13 protein-coding genes are annotated in these 20,770 nt (G+C 45.6%); 12 read left to right on the top strand and 1 reads right to left on the bottom strand.

The features are described from left to right. The first annotated feature begins 63 nt into the window (after positions 1-63). The 5 genes from pxpB to C0033_RS09110 all read left to right on the top strand — a co-directional run bounded on the left by pxpB (position 64) and on the right by C0033_RS09110 (position 4,070). Positions 64-807, top strand: a complete 744-nt coding sequence (pxpB, locus tag C0033_RS09130; protein ID WP_103227551.1) for a 5-oxoprolinase subunit PxpB — start codon at positions 64-66, stop codon at positions 805-807. Between the two features lie 2 nt (positions 808-809). Further along, positions 810-1,775: a biotin-dependent carboxyltransferase family protein gene (locus C0033_RS09125; RefSeq protein WP_180994653.1), complete on the top strand. Its 966-nt coding sequence runs from the start codon at positions 810-812 to the stop codon at positions 1,773-1,775. 15 nt (positions 1,776-1,790) lie between these two features. Next, positions 1,791-2,546 (top strand): 5-oxoprolinase subunit PxpA, encoded by a 756-nt coding sequence (locus C0033_RS09120; protein WP_103227549.1) that lies wholly within the window; start codon positions 1,791-1,793, stop codon positions 2,544-2,546. 71 nt (positions 2,547-2,617) lie between these two features. Then, entirely contained in the window at positions 2,618-3,775 is a 1,158-nt protein-coding gene (locus C0033_RS09115) for a hypothetical protein (protein ID WP_103227548.1), read from the top strand. 25 nt (positions 3,776-3,800) lie between these two features. Next, positions 3,801-4,070, top strand: coding sequence for a DUF4176 domain-containing protein (locus C0033_RS09110; protein ID WP_103227547.1), 270 nt, complete (start codon positions 3,801-3,803; stop codon positions 4,068-4,070). A gap of 128 nt (positions 4,071-4,198) precedes the next feature. Here C0033_RS09110 and C0033_RS09105 read toward each other — a convergent pair whose 3' ends face one another. After that, positions 4,199-4,930: a hypothetical protein gene (locus C0033_RS09105; RefSeq protein ID WP_103227546.1), complete on the bottom strand. Its 732-nt coding sequence runs from the start codon at positions 4,928-4,930 to the stop codon at positions 4,199-4,201. A gap of 146 nt (positions 4,931-5,076) precedes the next feature. Here C0033_RS09105 and C0033_RS09100 point away from each other — a divergent pair, with 146 nt between their 5' ends. The 7 genes from C0033_RS09100 to C0033_RS09060 all read left to right on the top strand — a co-directional run bounded on the left by C0033_RS09100 (position 5,077) and on the right by C0033_RS09060 (position 20,732). After that, positions 5,077-5,637: an HD domain-containing protein gene (locus C0033_RS09100; protein ID WP_103227545.1), complete on the top strand. Its 561-nt coding sequence runs from the start codon at positions 5,077-5,079 to the stop codon at positions 5,635-5,637. A gap of 2 nt (positions 5,638-5,639) precedes the next feature. After that, positions 5,640-6,815, top strand: coding sequence for a polysaccharide deacetylase family protein (locus C0033_RS09095; RefSeq protein WP_103227544.1), 1,176 nt, complete (start codon positions 5,640-5,642; stop codon positions 6,813-6,815). Positions 6,816-7,433: 618 nt separating this feature from the next. Next, on the top strand, positions 7,434-7,868 hold the full coding sequence (locus C0033_RS09090; RefSeq protein WP_103227543.1) for a hypothetical protein: 435 nt from the start codon (positions 7,434-7,436) through the stop codon (positions 7,866-7,868). A 240-nt stretch (positions 7,869-8,108) separates the two neighbouring features. Further along, positions 8,109-8,903, top strand: a complete 795-nt coding sequence (locus tag C0033_RS09085; protein ID WP_103227542.1) for a hypothetical protein — start codon at positions 8,109-8,111, stop codon at positions 8,901-8,903. A gap of 815 nt (positions 8,904-9,718) precedes the next feature. Further along, complete coding sequence (locus C0033_RS09070) at positions 9,719-10,714, top strand: transglutaminase domain-containing protein (RefSeq protein ID WP_103227539.1); 996 nt, start codon at positions 9,719-9,721, stop codon at positions 10,712-10,714. A gap of 110 nt (positions 10,715-10,824) precedes the next feature. Continuing rightward, positions 10,825-19,803 (top strand): SpaA isopeptide-forming pilin-related protein, encoded by an 8,979-nt coding sequence (locus C0033_RS09065; protein ID WP_103227538.1) that lies wholly within the window; start codon positions 10,825-10,827, stop codon positions 19,801-19,803. Beyond that, positions 19,800-20,732 (top strand): hypothetical protein, encoded by a 933-nt coding sequence (locus C0033_RS09060; protein ID WP_103227537.1) that lies wholly within the window; start codon positions 19,800-19,802, stop codon positions 20,730-20,732. Before C0033_RS09065 ends, C0033_RS09060 begins: the two co-directional genes overlap by 4 nt. Positions 20,733-20,770 lie beyond the last annotated feature (38 nt).

Below are 20,770 nucleotides of genomic sequence, written 5' to 3'. Positions count from 1 at the left end.
AACATAAGACCGGCCCGCGAAGCGCGCTGGCCGTTTGTTTTCAGAAGAGTGAGGTGATCTGGTATGAGCTATCCCCGAATATTACTAAATGGAGATTCGGCATTAAGCGTGGAGTTTGGCAATGAAATCAGTGTGGAGGTAAATAACAAGGTAAGCGGTTTTCAAAAGGTAATTGAGGAGGAGATGAAAGCCGGACATCTGAAAGGAATTATAGAAACGATTCCTGCATTTTGCTCCATTATGATCTGCTATGATCCGGAAGTGGTCTGGTATGAGGAGTTGGAAGAGCAGATTCGCAGCCTTTTGGACCGTGATTTAACGGCCCAAGCGGGAGGAATACGCCGGTTGATCGAAGTTCCGGTTTGCTATGGAGGCGAATTGGGACCGGATTTGAAAAATGTTGCGGAACATGCGGGAATTACGGAAGAAGAGGTAATTAAGCTTCATTCCGGCAGAGATTACCTGATCTATATGATGGGATTTCTGCCGGGCTTTGCTTATCTTGGAGGGCTGGACCCCAGATTGGAGATACCGAGACTTCCGGTGCCGAGACCCAGGATACCGTCCGGAAGTGTGGGAATCGGCGGTAAGCAGACCGGAATCTATCCTTTGGACTCTCCGGGGGGATGGAATCTCATAGGAAAAACCCCGGTCCGCCCATTCAGACTCCGAAGAAAAAGTCCGCTTCTCTATCAAACCGGTGATTACATCCGTTTTGTTCCGGTCAGCAGAGGAGAGTACGAACAGATCAAGAGGGACCTGTCCATTGGGCTGTATAAATGCAAAACATCAGAAGTGGAGGTGTAAGGATGGGAATAAAGATATTAACGCCGGGCATGTTCACAACGGTTCAGGATGGAGGACGAAAAGGATACCAGAGTTCCGGTTTTTCTCCGGCAGGGGTTATGGATACCCGTTCCTACCGCATCGCCAATTTGCTGGTGGATAACGATGCAGATGAAGCGGTTCTGGAGATTATGATGCTGGGACCGTCCATTGAATTTGGAGAAGATGAGGTAATTGCGGTCACAGGGGCACCCGTAGATCCGCGTATTAATGAACGGCCTGTTTCAATGAACCGGGCCCTACAGGTAAAGCGGGGAGATATTTTGAAATTTGGATATCCAAAGACGGGCCGGTATGCATATATCGCCTTTGCCGGAGGGTTGGATATTCAGATGGTTATGGGAAGCCGCTCCACTCACACCAAATCGCTTATGGGAGGATTTCGGGGCGGAAGGCTGGAAGCGGGCGCGCTGATCCGGCTGAGAAACCCCAGAAAACGTTTGAGAAGGATGAATAAGAGGGATCTGTCCGATTGGAGCGAAACATATAAGGATGGGGCGGTGAAGGCTTCATCGGAACTGCTGCGGGTAATACTGGGGCCGCAGGATGATTATTTTACAAAAGAGGGAATGGTTACATTTCTGAATGCGGAATACAAGGTTGATGTGGATTCAGACCGCATGGGTTACCGGCTGAGCGGCGAACCGGTTGAGGCGAAGCAGGGAGTTGATATTCTCTCTGACGGAATCGCATTCGGTGCGGTTCAGATTACGCCGGAGGGGCAGCCGATCATCATGCTGGCCGACAGGCAGACGACGGGCGGATATGCCAAGATCGCCAACGTGATATCCGTGGACATTCCAAGACTGGTACAGCTTCGAACCAATGAAAAAGTGAAATTTACAGCCTGTTCCGTGGAAGTGGGCCAACGGCTTTACAGGGCGCAGCAGGAGGAATTTGAACGGATTAAAAATGAAAGATTTGGATAATTACAGGAGAGTGCCATGAATAGGATAGATTTAAACTGTGATTTGGGAGAGAGCTTTGGAAGATACACCATAGGTTTAGACGAAGAGGTGATTCCTTACGTGTCTTCCGTTAACATTGCCTGCGGTTTTCATGCATCCGATCCGGTGGTTATGGAAAAGACGGTGAGGCTGGCTGAAAAATATGGCGTGGGTATCGGCGCACATCCGGGCTTTCCTGATCTAATGGGATTCGGGAGACGGGAAATGAGTGTTTCTTCGGAAGAGGTAAAGGCTTATATGACTTATCAGCTGGGCGCCCTCTATGGATTCTGCCGCGCTATAGGCGTCCCGATGGTTCATGTAAAACCCCATGGCGCCCTTTATAACATGGCGGGACGGGATTACCGTCTGGCAAAAGCCGTCTGTGAGGCGGTCTATGAGTTTGATCCACAGTTAAAGCTTCTGGGTCTGTCGGGAAGCCGTATGATAGAGGCGGCCATGGATACAGGCCTCTCCTGCGCGCAGGAAGTATTTGCGGACAGAGCCTATGAAGAGGACGGTTCGCTGGTGGACAGAAAGAAGCCGGGCGCGGTAATTCAAGATGAAGACCTGGCTGTCAGTCGTGTGATACGAATGGTAAAAGAGGGGAAAACAGAGGCGGTTACCGGAAAAGAAATCTTTCTGAAACCAGATTCGATCTGTGTTCATGGGGACAGCCCTAAGGCGCTTGAATTTGTGGCTAAGATAAGGAAAGGGCTGGAAAGTGCAGGTGTGGAAGTGGTTGCTTTTTGATGTGGCCATTGCTATAATTTGGGGAGAAAGATGTGAAAATACGGGCTTTATGTAGATAAGGGGGCAGATGAGTGTCAGGTTTTCATATTAAACCGGAAAAAGTGTCCGCTTTAGCGGAAGACTTAAACGGATATTCAGGCAAGCTGGACGATTTAAGCTCTGAAGTGGGCAATGTGAGAAATGCAGAGGGAATCAGCACATCCTCCTATTCTTCGATTCAGTGGAGAATTAAAGCTTTGGCAAGCGAGCTTGAGGAAGAAAAGCGTAAGATGGGGGCTATGTATACCTCGCTGCAGGCGGTAAATAAATTGTACATAGACTGTGAAGACAGTATCACAGGCAGGGCTCAGGAAACCAATACAGGAACGGCCGAACCGCCTGGAAACGGCGGTGGCAGCGGCGGTGCGGATGATGAAAAGCCGTGGTATGCAGACCTGCCGAAAGAAACAATCAAGATGATTCTGGGAATCGTGGAAAAAGCCGGTGATATAGGTGGCGCCACTGCGGTTGTCAATGCTGTTATTAAAGTGCTCATGGACAATGACGGAATGTCCTATAAGGACGCGGGCAGCATTATTAAAGGTCTTGGAAAGACTATTATGAGCTCAGAGAAGTTGATCGGAAACGGTTCTGTGGATTGGATCGAGGCATTAGGCCTTAATGCATATAAAGCGGCATCATTCAGCCAGACTGCGGGCTGGATGGGAAGACTGGAGTCTGCCAAGGATACGTTCGGCCAGGCGTTCAAATACGAAATGACCGGGGATACTGCTGGAAAGGTTTTAAAAGGCACGAAGATAGCGGGCTGGACGCTGGCCCTGGTCGCCAACGGTTTCAGCAATTATGAGGAGTATTCGAAAGGCGAAATTACCGCAGGAAGAGCGGTGGCTGAAACTGTGATGGAAACAGGCGTCGATATTGCAAAAGGAGCTGCCCTGGCAGCAGGCGTGGCGGCTGGGGCAGCGGCCCTCGGAATTGCTGCGCCGGCAGTTGTAGTGGGCGGCGTAGCGGTTGCGGCATCTGCGGTACTTGATTATGCTTGTAAACAGATTACCGGGAAAGCGGTGACGGAACTGGTTTCGGATACCATTTTAGATGTTGGAGAAGCTGTGATTAATGGGGCCAGGGAAGTGGTGTCTAACGTGGGAAATGCGGTTAAGGATACATTTACAGGTGCGGTCCGGAGTATAGGGAATATCCTTCCCAAGTGGAAGTGGTCCTTTGGATAAAATGAGAGATAGAGGAGAAGCAGATATGATAAAAGATTTATTGCCCATTGGTTCAGTGATTTTACTGAAGAATGCGAAGAAAAAATTGATGATTTACGGAATTAAACAATTGGACAGCAAGAATCCTGAGATCGAATATGATTATATCGGTGTATTTTATCCGGAGGGAAATATGGGACCTGATTACCAGTTCCTGTTTAACCACGAGGATATTGATACCGTTTATTTTGAAGGATATAATACGCAGGAGCGGGAAACATTTATACAGGAAATCGCAAAAGCTTACCATGAATAACGAATATGGGGAATAGAATTGTCAGGATTTGGGAAAGCTTATAACAGCAGAGCTGGATGTCGGAAAAGAGATTTTAAAGCTTGTGGGAATGGGGAGGCCGTTCCCGCAGCTTTAAAATCTCTTTTTGATTAGTTGACCTGAAGATTTGTCTCTGCCTCGGACTCAGAAACGGAGCCGGAAGTCTCTTCGGAACTGCCGTCGGAAACGGACTGAGGCGTGAAGGTGATCTGCCCCTGATTGCCGGACATATCACTGATGAATACGGTTAAACCATCTGCGTCCATAGGGAAGGTGATGGTAGCTGTGTTCTTATCAATCGACGTTGGGTAGATTGTGATTCCTACGGAATCTGTGGCGTAAATGGAGTCGTAATTAACTCCTGACTGGCTGTCTTCCAAGGTAAAAGTCAGAATGCCGTCTTCAAACGCAGAACTGCTTACTGCCGGTGGATTATCATCCAAAACGCTGATATATTCATAACTGGAAGCGGCCATTCCGTTTATGCTTTTCACGGAAATCTCCAACGCGCCGTTTTTGGTGACGGTGGCTGTGTAGATGCCGTTTTTCCCCTTAACCATCTCCAGCGGTTCGGAGTCCAGTGTTACAGTCAGATCTTTGGTAGGAAGAAATGATTTAATACTCAGCTGAACTTCTGTGCTCAGATAATCATTCGTTTCGCCGACTGTTAATTCGCATTTGGGTTTTGTGGTTACCAGGAAAAAAATCAAACCGTTAACAACGATAAATGGAAGAACATAAAACAGCAGGATATGTAGCCATTCCTGCCCGGAGGAAACAGAATGTCCGGATCTTCCTGTGTGTCTGCGCCTGTGCGAGGTGCTGTATGCATAATCTCTCATGTAAAAAGAAACCTCCTGTTTAGTATAATAATGCCTGCTAGAATAGCATATCAGAAAATGGCCTCTCTTACAAGTTTATCTTCTAAATTGTAAGTTTCTGTGTTATGATGTAAGAAATGTCATATTGTTTACAGAAAGGGAATCTCATGATACAAAAAGCTGTAGCTTTCGCTACTAAAGCACATAGTGGTGCCGTTAGAAAGGGAACTCTGATCCCGTATATCACTCATCCTTTAGAAGCAGCCGTCATCGTTTCTATGATAACGGACGATGAAGAGATGGTAGCAGCCGCGCTGCTTCACGATGTGATTGAAGATGCAGGGGTGACCCGGGAAGTTCTGGAAAAGGAATTTGGTCCAAGAGTCGCTTCTCTGGTTTGGGAAGAAACCGAGGATAAAACGAAATCGTGGCATGAAAGAAAAGCGGCTACCATAGAGCATCTGCGCTGTGCCAGTCTGGATGTAAAGATCATCACATTGGGGGACAAGCTCAGCAATATGCGGTGTACGGCAAGAGATTACCTTGCAATCGGAGACGGTATTTGGAACCGTTTTAATGAAAAACGCAAGCAGCATCACAAATGGTATTATGAGAATGTGGCCAGGGAATTAAGCGAGCTGGCGGAGTACCCTTCTTATCAGGAATACTTAAATCTTTGCAGATTAGTATTCGGTAATATGAATGATTATTTAGATGAGGAGATTTGAGTATGATTAAGAAAGTGATAGTGAAATTAATGGCCGGCCTGGCGTGTGCCGGCATCTGTGCGGGGGGCAGTCTGATGACTGCAAGAGCGGATGAAACTGCCGCGCAGGAGCCGATGAAAGCGATTTACAGCACATACCAGTTCGGACAAGGCTGGAAGCCATATGTAAATGATAATATGCCGTGTCTGCCTGCTGCCGGCACCTATATTACCGGCATGAAAGCTTCTCTGGTAAACCAGCCGGAGGGAATGACGGGAACCATAGCGTATAAGGTAAATTTAAGCGGTTCCGGCTGGCTGGATTGGGTGGAGAATGCGGCGGACAGCAATCAGACGGATACGGATATGCCGCTGGAAGCGGTCAGCGTTAAGTTGACAGGGCAATTGGAAGAAAATTATGATATTTATTATAAGGTTCTGCAAAATGGAGCCTGGACAGAGTGGGCCATGAACGGAGCGGAAGCAGGCGCCAGCGGCGTGGGACAAAAGATTGACGGCATCCGCATTTCCGCAGTTGCTAAGGGAGCTGGTGAACCGGAAGACAGCGTTTTTGGCGCGATTGATCCAAACCGCCCTATGGTTGCCCTGACATTTGACGACGGCCCTCAGACCGGTGTAACAAACAGGATTCTGGCGTCGTTAGCAGCCAACGGAGGCCGTGCAACCTTCTTTATGGTAGGTAACCGTGTGCCCGGACATGCAGCTTATGTGAAACAGATGGCCGATCAGGGCTGCGAAGTGGCAAATCATACATATGACCATAAATATCTGACAAGTTTAAGCGCCGACGGTATTATTTCTCAGGTGGGAGCGACGAATCAGGTGATTGCCAATGCATCCGGTGTTACGCCAACGCTTTTGCGCCCTTGCGGAGGATATTATAACGCTGCATCGTTAGAGACTTTGGGGAACATGGGGATGCCTGCGATCATGTGGTCGATTGATACAAGAGACTGGAAGACCAGAAATACACAGAGCACGGTTAATGCGGTTCTTAATAATGTAAAAGACGGTGACATCGTGCTGATGCACGATTTGTATACGGCGACTGGGGATGCAGCGGAGATTATCATTCCTGCTTTGACGGAACGGGGATATCAGCTGGTGACGGTTAGTGAATTAGCAGCTTATAGAGGCGGTATGGCTCCAGGACATGTGTATAATAGTTTTAGAAGATAATAGAGTGTTTAGAGTGGGAATAGGGCCGGAAAACCGATGGTTTTCCGGTCTTTTTTAGGTGGAGGGAGGCGGGAGGGGAAAAAGAGTTGGAGCCGACAGAGAACTTGGAGGGCGGAATGGCTGTGTAATTTTATAGAATCTTATTAGATCTTATTAAAACTTACAAAAACTTATTAAAAATGCTTGCTATATGAGGCGAGTTTATGTATAATGACCCCATAATCTTATTTTTCTGAATAGAGATTCGTTATAAATGTGGTTAGTTCTTAACCATATATTTCCCAAAGATGGAAAAACAGTACATTGAAAATTGAATATGGAAAATCCATAGTTTTATAATTGTTAGTTAATATTATGGCGTTTGGTTTTAGGGGATGGAAGAATGGTGATGAAAGCAGTACGGTTATATTGGGAATAGCTTGTTTTTTAAGGAATAGCTGATTTTTGTGATGCAGGTGATATAGGAAGAGTGAAATGCGAAGTTAGAAGATTTTGCTGAATTGGTCTAAGCGGGGGTGGGCATGGCATAGTAGCATGTGCTATAGTCTTATAGTCCGTTTTGTAGTCGGATTTTCGATAATGATTGTTTTTTGAGAATATTTGAAGGAGGAGATTATTATGTTCCAGAGAGAATTGATGCAGGCAGAAAATTATTTTGTATATAAGGAACGGCTTACGGCAACGGAATTATTTGATATTTGGTGGTCCGGAGATTGGAATCATGAAGATGTTTTTGTCAGTCAGGAGGAAAATTCGGCTCCTGAAAGCATGTATTTTCTTCCGGAAACTTTGGGAAGGATACGCATGTCTGCAAAAAGAGATTTGCTGTTTCAAATTTACAGGCCGTCGGATAAAGTGATGGGGCCGGTCGAAGCGGTCTGCGGCAATTGTGAAAGGTATATGCCTCTGTATGTTAAGAGAGGTGATCAGTTTCATACATTTAAACATGGATATTGTCTTTATGGAAAAGAGGAGGATTTGGAAGTTTATCCGGGGGACAGGCCACGGGATGAAGCGTGCTTTGTTTTGAATGGGATATTTAAGGTGGAATAGTATAATGACATCGTATTTTTACGGGAATTATGTTATACTAAAAACTATGGAATAACCGTGATACAGGGTGGACTCCTTCCAGTTTTTGTATATTACAAAAGATGGGAGGTGGTGCATATGGATCTTGATTTCAAAGACGTTATAGCCGTTGCAACATTCATAATTGTATTCCTTATCTTTATTTTTAATTTACTTAATCCATTTGCATATATCTGCCGGATATGAAAGTGAGGTAAATAATTGGATAAAGAAAATACAGGCATTGATAAAGGAATGGTATATCGTTTGATCTCAGAGTGTAATCGTAGACTACCCTCAAATAAAAGGATCAAATACTCCTTCACAAGCGATGAATCTATCAATATGATCCTGGATGGCAGAATGTATATTGCGATTCCATTAGAGGATGCTTATGACAAACTGAAAACTTCTATGAAAAGTCGTCCCGATATTCAACGCGGCAAGGGATATATAGAAAAGAGAATGAGTGTTAATGCTCAAGCAGCCCATGATAATGGATTAAAACCAAAATCTTATTTCACAAATAATGTATTACAGGAGCTGGGCTTCTCCTATTCTGTAAGTTTCTTTCATTGGCTAATAAAATCCAATTATCTCTTACCCACTGAAAGACATCACACATCAGCCAGCAAAAATTTCACAAATTTTTATTCACCTGAATCGATCTGCCGCCTGGTTTCTACATATAACTTAGATTTACTTTACAATTTATATCTTGATAAGATCACAAAAGATGATGCAAAAAAAATACGTGGGATCAAATATACCAGAATACGGATTCCCAAAAGCCTATTGGATAGCCAAGGTGGCGTTGTTGATATAGATTGCATTTTATGTGATAATACATTATTTTTCACCCCTAAACTATGTTTCTCAGCCAAAGATCCTAGAATACAGATTTTAGAAACTCATGAGGAACGTCCAGCAGATTTTAAAAATACGTACACAAAAGGATTAATCAAAAATTTACTAAAGCGGAAAGCCCATTCCTTTGATAAATACATCAAAAGATAACTACAGATGTAACCTCGCATTACTGACTTACATAGATAGGCACTAATTAGGGAAAAAAATCCCACCTGTTAGCCGACAGGATGGGGTTCTCTCATATTGAGATGTTAGTTTTCGATTTGTGCTACTGGTAGCACAAATAATATATTTATAAATTTCTAATCATTATCGCATTTTTACGTTTTCCATGCTATACTAATTGCTATGGAATAACCGTGATACAGGGTGGATGCCTTCCAGTTTTTGTATATTACAAAAGATGGGAGGTGGTGCATATGATGATGTTTACATTTAGCGATATTATGCTATTTGCAGCACTCATTCTCGCATTACTGACCTACATAGATAGGCACGAATTAGAGAAAAAAAATCCCACCCTGTTAGCCGACAGGATGGGGTCCTCTCATATTGAGAGGTTAGTTTTTCCCAACAAAACCTGGAAGTTTCCACCTTTGTGTGGCGGTTATTCCTATTTGTACTTTTAATATAACATTTTCGTAAAAAAATGTCAAATCATATAAATGTGCTACCAGTAGCACATTTCATCAGCAAAGGAGTAAATGGAAAATGTACAAAGGAAATTTTAGTTCTAATGTGAAAGAGCACTGTTTATTTTATCTCGCCTGTGGACTATTTATCATTTACCTGGTTCAGCTTTTCAATAGCGCACGGACGGATTCCTATATGAAGAAGAAAAATATTTTGTCATTTTTACGCACAGCTGCTATGAGCTTATCAGTATGTTATATTGTAAAAAGCTACAAACGTTAAAATGTGCTACTGGTAGCACATTTCAATCATAGAAGGGGGAATGAGTTATGAAAAAAAGAAGATTATTAATTTTAGCACTTTCCGGGATTCTTGCAGTGACACCAATTACCGCTTATGCAGCGGAAGGTTGGGTACAGGATGAAAGAGGATGGAAGTATCAGTTATTCGATGGAAGCTGGCGAACGAATGGCTGGGTTCCTGATGAAAATAATGAAAATATTATTTACTACATGGATGAAAACGGATATATGCTCACCAATTGTTATACCCCAGATGGTTGCTGGGTAGATGAAAATGGTGCTTATTACGATGAAAATTATGGTGAAGTAGTTTATGCCACGGCAGAAAGTTATCGTGGAGAATTGTTTTATCCAGAAGAAACAGACTATCCGCTAAAAGGAACACTTGCTTATAGCATCGGCTTTGATGGAAAGCCTGAGTTATTCCAAAATAATCCTGAATATGTTCAAGTTAATTCCTTTACCTATGGTGGGGAACCCAGGCTACATGATAATATTGTGTTACTGTATTTAGCTGGGTTATGGGATCAAGGCTTAACTCAATATGAGGTGGAAATCGTTAATATAATAAAAGAATTTCTCAATAGCTTTGACTGGAAAAATGCCACTGATTATGAAAAAACTGATAAGGCCATCCGTTTTATTGCAAAAAGAAGTAAATATATTAATATAGATGGTGATGGATTAGACACTAATTCATCTTATTCCTGTTTAGTAAAAGGAATTTCTGTATGCGACGGATTTGCTCAAAGCTTTCATTTATTAACTAGAGCTGTTGGAATAAAAAGTTATTATGTCGGTAATTTGTCACATGCATGGAACTACGTTGAAATAAATGGCGAATATTATGAAATTGATCCATCAATTCTTACAGATATTTATCATAATCAAAATGATAATTTCAACTATATATTAAATAATGATTTAACCATACCATCAGATAGGGTAGATCAATATATCTGGATCTTAAACGGAACACAGCTTCAATTTGATTCCTCTGCCCCAACAGAGCCAATCTTTTAATAACAACTGAATAACAATAATCGCAAAAAAGACTATGGACATTGAAATATGTTTCATAGTCTTTTTTTGCGTTCAAATAGATTCTAATTGATCAGAAAAGAGGAAAACAAATGAATCAATTAAAAAAACGATGGCTTTCCGGGGTTTTGGCCGTTGTCTTACTACTGGTTAATCTATTGTCACCCGTAACCGGATATGCAGATGAATCTATGGGATTTTCAGGTAAAGATTTGTGGAAAGGAAAATCTGAGATCTTATTTGGCCAGGAACGCCATTACTTATTCCGGTGGATGGATACTTCGGGCCAGACTGCTTTCTGTATCGATCCTGGAAATCACATGGGGTCCGATGTTCGGGTTATGGGAGGCCATTACAAAATTACGGATGATGAAGTCCCTTATATCGCAAGTGAAGAGGATTTCAAACTGTTGGCTTTGATCTGTGACTGGTATGACAAAAATGGTGCCAGGCTTGCAACAAATGGCCAGTATGCAGCGGCCCAAGGGGCTGTTTGGGCAGTCATAGCAGGAGAATGGGATCAGGTAGATTCATACATGCAGATAATAGACCCTCACGTAATCGGAACATTACCTGCTTGGACAAGCCTAAAAGATTGGATCGAAAACGCTTACCAAGGAGCCAAGGGACTTCCAGAATGGTGTTCGTTTAATCAAGATGATGCCCCAGCACAAACAATGACGTTAGAGGATGGTGTTTATACCATTCATTTAGATTTTTCAGAGAAACCAGAAATCGCAGAGGTCAGATGGAAATTACCGGATGGATGGATGCAATCCATTTCAGGGAAAACCTTAACACTTAGCTATAACGGCGCATCTATGCCTACTGTACTAATAGAAGGCGATGTTCCTACTTCATTGAAAAAAATCAAAAAAAATAGTCAGTCACTTACCATTTATAAACCAGAACGCACCAGGGACCAGGCCATGATTGGTGCCGGGTTGGATACTGAAAACTATATCTACATCAACATCGGCGGCGTAACCATCCCTGACCGTCCCATGCTCGATGAACCGGAGCCGCCCCACGTCGATATTTACCGCCACAAAGAAACCTTCCAATCCCACTACCTGATTGATCTGGCCAAATACTGTGCGGAAACCGGCAAGGGCTTAGAAGGTTCCACCTTTGAAGTCCTGGAATCCTTTGACAGCGGCCAGCTGGGCAACGGCCTTTACGGAAGCGTATCGAAAAGCTCCATGTGGCCGTCCCCCGTTACCTGGGATGGCTGGCGCACCTGCGGCACCATCCGAACCGGACCGGATGGGACCGCCAACCATACCGATACCAGACGCTACGAATATGAACGTACCTACTGCGACGGCCACCCGGAACCGGAATACGTCGAGGTCCCGGAAGAGGAAGAAGACGAACTGACCGGAGAGGTCACAAACGAGGACGAAATCGAAGCAGCTGAGGAGCTGAACGCCATGCTGGAAGCCCAATGGGAAGAATTGATCGCCCTTTGCGAGGAAAAAGCAGAAGACGGCACCCACTATCACGGCATGGATTCCGGGGACGCCTTGGAAGAGATGCTCGAGGACCGGGAACGCACGTATGATACCTTCATCCACCTGGAATATGGCTACACCATCAAGGAAACCACCGCCCGGTATGGTTACATCCTCCATGGGAAACACAATGATGATGAAAGCATTCCATCCATCCGGATTAATTCTTCTGAAGCCGGATCAGACTGCCAGGTAACCGCATGGAACCAGGCCCGTTCCATAGGAGATAAAACCGCCTTTGGAACCCTTACAAATGGCCGTCTGGAATGGAAGCCAGGGAACCGGAACCTTCCGCTTCCATATGTGGCCCCGGCCTCCTTAGAAGAGTTCCGGTTCATCACGGAAACAGAAGCTGAACTAAAAATACCAGCCCTGAACCCGGAAGAAACAATTGCTACTTCCTCCGATGCCGAAGCAACGCTGCCAGTATCAACTGCATCCAACGCCGATCCAACTGCCAGCCCTTCCGATGCAGACGAGGAAGATCTTCTGGATGTGGATACCGAGCTATTCAATGACCTGGTAGAAGTGGAAGAATCAGAAGAGGATTTCCCCGAAGGAGCTTCCTACTTTTACACCCTTATGGACCGTGGCTTTGAAGCAATACAGCCCATCGGCCAGAACCTTTCCTTATTCGCTTTTGATGATGATGACGAGGACGGCGGTTGGGGAGACTTTGATACCGGCGTTTCCCTTCCCTCCCCAATCAATGACAGCGTTTCCGATATCCCCCCATCCGGAACCCCGGACCGGTCCGCTTATCTCTATGAAGTTTACGACCGCCGTACCGAAGGGGAGATCCATATTAACAAACGGGATCTGGAACTTTACAACAAAGATAAGGAAAAAAGCTACGGCCAGGTACAAGGCGACGCCACATTAGAAGGTGCCGTTTACGGACTATATGCAGCGGAAAACATCGTCCACCCGGACGGCAAAACAGGGACCGTTTATAAGGCCAATGACCTGGTTGCCATAGCTTCCACGGATATCAACGGGGACGCTTCTTTCCTGGCCTACACGGAAGAGACCGATACCTCTAAAACCGTGGCCAACAATGACCACCGCTGGGTTGGGCATCCTCTGATTTTAGGCAGCTATTACATCCGGGAGATCTCCCGTTCCGAGGGCTATGAACTGTCGGTTTACGGAATCAACCTGACCGATTCCAACCGGAATGCAACCGGCACCACCACCATTACCGAAGCCGGGTCTGTCTCTGCCGGGAGGCTTTATCATCCGATTGATGAACACGACGGCTCCTGGAATGAATTTGATATTACCAGCTATAAAACAACCAACGGATACGACATTATCGTGAGCGGATATCCCAAAGGAACGACCTTTTTCCAGTCAGAACGTGTTCCCACCACGAAAAAAGAACAGGTGGTTATCGGAACGAAACAGGTAGCAACCGGAGAATACGAAAAAGCAGAAGAGGGGGAAAAGAAACTGGATTCCACCGGAAACTATATCCCTGTTCTGGATGCTTCCGGCCAGCCGGTCTATGACACGGATAAGCCGGTTGCTGAATCCTATTACCTCTATAACCGGGTCAGCACCTATCCATCCGGAACGGCCAGCCCTTCCGATGCGGAAAAGTGGTTCGATGAAACCGCTGTGGATCCGGATTATTTAAAGGATGAAGTCAATGAGATGTTACGCCAGACCGGATACAAGTCCCTGGATGATGAAGACGGTGGCGGAGCACCATGGACAATCCTGGATCTGGTTGGACAGACGAATCAGGAAATCGGTGAGGAACTCCTTGACTGGTATGCATCCAATTCCTTCTGGGACAGTGCGGCCGTCCACCGGATCTTTGAAGAGGACGGCATCTACAAGGCAGAACTCTTTTACGACTACAAAGCGGCCAAGTGGAAAGCGGTTTATGATCCCCTTTCCCAAACCGTTTACATCCGGAAAGAGATTACGGTAACCGGGGGAGCGGCAGACAGCCACTTGTTCCTTGCTTATCCGGCAGGAAGCTTTACCAGGAACGGATTTTATGTATCTGTCTTTCCGTCCAAAACCATTACCGGAGCGGTCCCGTTCTTAGAAGACCAGGAACCGTTTTTACAGGAACAGTACCAGCCGCTTTATCAAACCTACCGGGCCGGTGATTACCGCCTGGACTTAAACGGAAACAGAATACCGATTTATGAGACACAGTTTATTTATGACAATCTTGACCAGACCACGGTAAATTACAGCCTGGTTCCAGTCAATGCCAGTTATGACGCAGCGAGCGGCAGCTACACCATCCATGTTCCTAATACTGTGGATTGGAATGCTGTTTCTGAAAGCCAAACGGTTACCTACCGGGCGGTCACGAAGGAAAAAGAGATCGTTATTGACGGCGAAGACTGGTTCTATTCGGATTATCTGGCCCAGATTAAGGGAGCCGGTGTCAGCGCCTTTACCGTAAAGAATGCACTGGATCAGGGCAGCTATATTAAATTCCAGAATCTTGCCTACCCTGGCCAGACGGTCATTTACCAGGACGGCAATACCAGAAATGTCCCGGTCATCGTCCTTCAGAGAATAATCAAACAGGCGATAAAGATTACAAAAGATATCGCTCAGACTTCTTATGACAATGTAAATACCTATAAAATCCACCGGGACCCATTCACCGTCCTGTTCGGCGGATACAACGGAAAAAAAGGGACAAAGACCTTAAAGGATTTCTATTTCCGCCTCTACCGGAAACAGGACCTGGTTGATACCGGCCAGCTGGTTCCGCTTGATAAGGGCGATCTGGAATACGATTATGAACTCTTTTTCAAGGAACATCCGGAATCCATAAAAACCCTGGCCGTTGAATGGGATCTCCCGGCCAAGGATAAGGACCATGATCTGACCACGATCCATGCCGATCAGGGAACCGGAGTGGACGATTATTACGCTGCCTCGGCCATGCTGCCATATGGCACCTATGTCCTGGTAGAACAGCAGCCGTCCACAATCCCGAATAAGCATTATGAGATCGACAAGCCACAGGAAATCACCCTTCCCCGTGTTCCGGAGATTGACCCGGACGGTACGGTGCATGAAGGGGTGGATTCCAGCAGTTATCTGTACGACAGTGAAATGACACCGGAAACCATGCGTGAAAAGTACTTTATCCGTTTCCATGAGGAAACCGATGTAATCGAAGCCCATAACAATGACGGTGATTTCAAGATCTTTAAATACGGCCTGGAACCGGATGCCTGGCAGGACTGCGGCAATGAAACCGTACAGAATTACTATCACTATGGACGAAGCGAAAATGCCGGCACTCAGGACAGCGTTTACTATGAAACCTATTATGACCGGAACGGCCATATCACCGATTACGGGATCACCCTGGACGGGGTAAAAACCATGACCGGAATCACCACCATGGTGGACCGGAAATTTGCTTCCGCACTGGTTCCATGGTCGATCCAAAACCCGGTAACCGGAGGGATTATCAATGACAACGGGGATATCGGAAACCGTGATCCGGGCCTTGATGAAAACGGAAACTTTAATTACGTTGCCTATGCATCTGCGGACATGGAAAACCGCTTCTACAGTTCCAAAATCCGGATTGAAAAGCTGGATTCCGTTACCGGGGAAAATATCATTCATGACGGTGCCCTGTTTAAGATCTATGCAGCCAAGCGTGATATCACCGGTGTAGGAGCCACCGGGGTGGCTGGGACTGGCAAGGTTCTTTATAAAACCTTCACCGTAACCGGCACCAGGGCAGAGCTGGAAGCCCGGGGAGATACAGACGGCATCCATTGGAACGGCAGCACCTATGAAGGGACCGTTACCATTCCGGACTACGACGAATCAGAGCAGATCATCATGCAGGATACAGACGGGAATGAGGTGGGAATCTTCAAAGCCTATTCCACCATGAAGGAGGTTGTGACCGAAAGCGGAAAAATAGAAAAGATCCCGGTTGGTTATATTGAAACCTACCAGCCGCTTGGAGCCGGTGTCTACGTCCTGGTGGAAGTACAGGCACCGGAAGGTTACTTAAAGAGCAAGCCGGTTGCCTTTGAGGTTTACAGCGACAAGGTGGACTACTACGAGGAAGGAAATCCCAACCAATCCGTAACCGCCGAGAAATACCAGTACGCAATCCCGGTTATGGGAGAAGAGAATAAATACCATACCTATGACGTGAACCAAATCAAAGTGAAAGATTATCCGTCCAGGATGGTCATTCATAAGGTTGAGGACGGGGATCAGAAAGTCGGAGATGAAAATGCCTTAGATGATCTTACCGGGGTAAACGACAAGGGGGATACCATCACGTACCAGGTACGGGGCCGGAAAGAATATCTGGAAGCCAGAGGGGATGTGAAAAACATTACCTGGAATCCGGATGCAAAGGAGTATTACGGAACCGTGACCAAAACTTACCAGGAGTGGTCCGAGGTAATCGTAAGCGGTACGGAAGCGGAGCTACTGGCCCGTCCCGATGTAAAAGTCCTTTATGAGCTGGACGGCAGCTTTTCCGGAAAAGGGATTCAATTTTGCATCCCGGCAGAAGGGGCTGGTCTGGCCTTATACAAAGGATTGGAAGTAAAGAAGACCGGAACAAATCAATACCAGGGTGTTTCATCCGAATCGGAAGACGGAAAAATCATCCGGGTAACCGCAACGGAAACCGGAAGCCGCTTAGATATCACCACCAATGAAAAAGATACCGGCCCGGCCCATTTGGATATCTGGGATACGGAAGCGATTAAAAACAAACCGGTTGATGTGTATTTCTACGACCTGGAAACGACTGCAACAGAACCGGATCCGATAACCGGAGAGCTGTATGTTTTAGATGACCGTGGAAACCGGATCTGTTACGCCGATCCCGTTACCGGCATGGCCTATGTCTACGATGATTACGGGAAATTAATCGTATACCCGGTAAATGAAGAAGGAGAGAAGCAGTTAGTCCAGTCCATCCAGATTCATTCAGACGGTTCCGCCGAAACCATTTATACGGATCTTGATGCCGTAAAAGATGAAAACGGCCTTGCGATCTACTACAAAGACGGCCATATTACCTGGCAGGACGAAGCGTGGGTTACACCGGAAGACGGAACCCATACCATCACCCGGCTTCCGTTTGGGGCTTATATCCTGGAAGAAACCGATGTGCCATTTGAACAAGGGTATGTACAGTCGGAATACCTGGGTATTATTTTCCGGGAAAGCAAGGAGGTTCAAGATTTCTTCCTGCAAAACAAATTTACCAAAGTCAATATCGCAAAGCTGGACATTGATACAAAAGCAGAGATCCAGGATGCGGAGCTGACCTTATACTGTGCAGAACGAATCGAGGATGACAGTGAGGAAGGATATCATCTGGTAAAGGGGTCCGCTTATGCCAAGTGGATTTCCGGTTATCAATACGATGATAACGGAAATCTGCGCTGGGCACGTCCGGATGAAATGGCTGCCACGACACAGCCGCACTGGATCGACCACATCCCGGTAGGCAATTACATACTGGAAGAAACGAAGGTTCCTTATGAATGGGGCTATGTACAAAGTTCTCCTGTAGAGATACAGGTAAAGGAAACCGGAGACGTACAGACCTTCGTCATGGAAGACGACTACACCGCTCTTGAGATTAAAAAAGTGGATTCCAAAACCGGCGAGCCGCTGGATGAAGAGCATAAAGCCACCCTTTCTCTTTACCGTGCACAGCTGGATGAAGCAGGTCAGCCCATGATAAAGACAACAAAAATGAACCCTGGCCGCCAAATTCCTTTGTGGGAAGAAACCGGCCTGGTTGCCACTTGGGAAACCAGTGATGGCAAATCCGTGTCAGAAACCGGCAGAACGGTAACGGATGAATACGGGGTGACCAGAACGGTATACGACTACGAAATTCATTACACAGATATGAGTGAAGATATCTGCCAGGCCCGATATTACATAACAGAAACCGGCAGTACACGGTTTGAATATCTCCCGGTTGGGTTCTATGTCTTATTAGAAGAATCCACCCCGGAAGGATATGCAACCGCTGATCCTATGCTCATTACCGTGGAAGATACCGGCCATATGGAAACAACCCAGGAATACATGATGGAGGATAAACCTCTGACCATGGATTTTGGTAAGGTCCAGATCACCGGAGGAAAAGAAGTGGATGGAGCCAGACTGGAAATTCATCCAGTCGATGAATACGGAATCATGGAAGCATCACCTTCCGATGCCTGGATCTCAGGCCGTGACGGAAGCTATACCGAAGAAGACCAGGAAACCGGATTCATTCCGAATGGCTTTGAGCCTGGTGATTTAAAACCCCACCGGATTGAATATCTCCCTGCAGGAGACTATGTTCTGATCGAAACCACAACCCCCTACGGATTCCTGCAATCGGTTAACATGCCATTTACCGTGTTAGACACCGGAGAAATCCAGTATACGGAGATGGTTGATGAAATTCCGGAAGGGATTTTGGTAGTTGAAAAATCAGATGCCGATCACCCGGATGAATATCTTGCAGGAGCCAGATTCACCTTAACCAATCAGGATACCGGGGAGCTTGTGGACACATTAATCACCGACGAAACCGGAAGAGCCACTGCTTCCAATGCGGTTCCAATCGGCCGGTTAAACGATCAGGGAAAATTTGATCCGTTTACCTATGAAATACAAGAAGTGGATGCGCCAATGGATTATATGCTGAACCCACAGGTGCATGAGTTCCAGTTCCAGTATGAGGACGAGGTTACGCCAATGATCTATTACCAGTGCCAAGCCACCGATAATCAAAATCAAGTCAAGATCAGCAAAAAGAATTTGACTACCAAGGAAGAGCTTCCGGGAGCTGAGCTTCTGGTTGTTGGTAAATATACGAAGAACATCGTGGACCATTGGATCAGTACGGAACAGCCGCATTATATCAACGGAATCAGCGCCGGTACCTATTTACTCATAGAGATACGGACACCGGGCGAAGGCTACTCTTTGGCAGAATCCATTGAATTTACCATTAAAGAAAATATGACGGAAATTCCCTATCTGACCATGTACGATGAACCGACAAAAACAGCAATCGACAAAGTAATCGGTACAACGGATCAGTTATTAGTAGGGGCTAAATTACAGTTATCCGCAGCCGATGGAACCATTCTTGATGAATGGATCACAACGGAAGAAAGCCATATGCTTTATGGTCTCCCACCAGGACATTACCGGATAACAGAATTGGAAGCCCCGTCCGGCTATAAAAAGGCAGCTCCGGCAGATATTTACATAACTGATGATTTTGAAATTCAAAAATTTCAATATCAGAATTTTAGGATTCATTCCGGTAAAAATGAGCATTCACCCAGTCCTCAAAAACCGGAAGTGCCGGAAACAAGGAAAATCGGTTTAATAACAGTTGAATATTCACCTTCCGGCAGGCAGCGTTTTGGTAATTGGCTTACAGAACCATTTTTGTATCTGCCTAAGCTTGGAGATGAGGCAGCAGGGATTGCGGCCAGATTATTAATAATAATTTCGTCACTGATAATGATATTACATTTAAACAGAAGAAAACGGAGGAGAAGATGAAACGGATATTATATGTGATAGCACCTGTTCTTTTCTATATTTGCTGTTTTTCTGCTGAAACATTTGCTCAGGGGCCGAGGGCTGAAGAAATAACGAAAACCTCTGAGATATTTGATTCGGCAGGCCGGATATTTGAGCCGCCTCAACAGGAGTATGTGGATGAGAATGGAATTGTGTATCAGCTGGATTCCTGGCAGACGGTGGAGCTGCCGGATGAAAAGTCGGAGCAAATGGTGGAAGATGAGGTAATATATGACCGGATGGAGTATATTGATTCGATTCCCCAGACCACAGAAATTTCTATTTATAATGAGTATACTGGAGAGAGGATGGTATCCACATTTCCGTTGTTAGAGACTGTGTGTTTGGAAGATCGATGGGAGACCGGTTTGGAATTTCCGGTTACCTACCATGATTACAACTCAGATGCATATCAGCTTGGAGAATATCTGATTACACCGGATGAAGAACGGCCCAAATTAGAGGGATATGAAGGAACCCTGCTGGCTATGGCAGGTCTGCCTGAAAGTGACTATCGTATAACCAATATTGATTGGGATGGACAGCCTTATCAGGATGATATGGGGCAATGGTGCCGGGATGCGACTGCATACGGCGAAAAACGTCTATGCGATTACCGGGTGAGGTATGGCGGCAAAACCGTTCTGACTAAACCAGGTGGTATTCAGTGGAAAGCCGTCTACCGCCCGGTAGAAGAACCTGACGAAGTATTTGAAGATATCGTGATGCAGACAGAACCCAGCACAATAGAAATCCCGGCTCCTCAAAAACGACCGGGATGGAAGCTATGGATAAAAAGTACTGTGATAATTACGGTTGCCATCGGCTTACTGTTGATTTTAATTGGACTTATGATGTATATGGCCAGTTGGATGAAAAAACGGGTAAAACAGAGGCGTGTCCGCTAATAATCAGAATAAACTGAGAACCGATCAGACAGTTTTTA

Source organism: Clostridium sp. chh4-2, assembly GCF_002899675.1.
Classification (GTDB): domain Bacteria; phylum Bacillota; class Clostridia; order Lachnospirales; family Lachnospiraceae; genus CHH4-2.
Note: the sequence above shows the minus strand (reverse complement) of the source record. Positions and strands in the feature narration are given on the sequence as shown.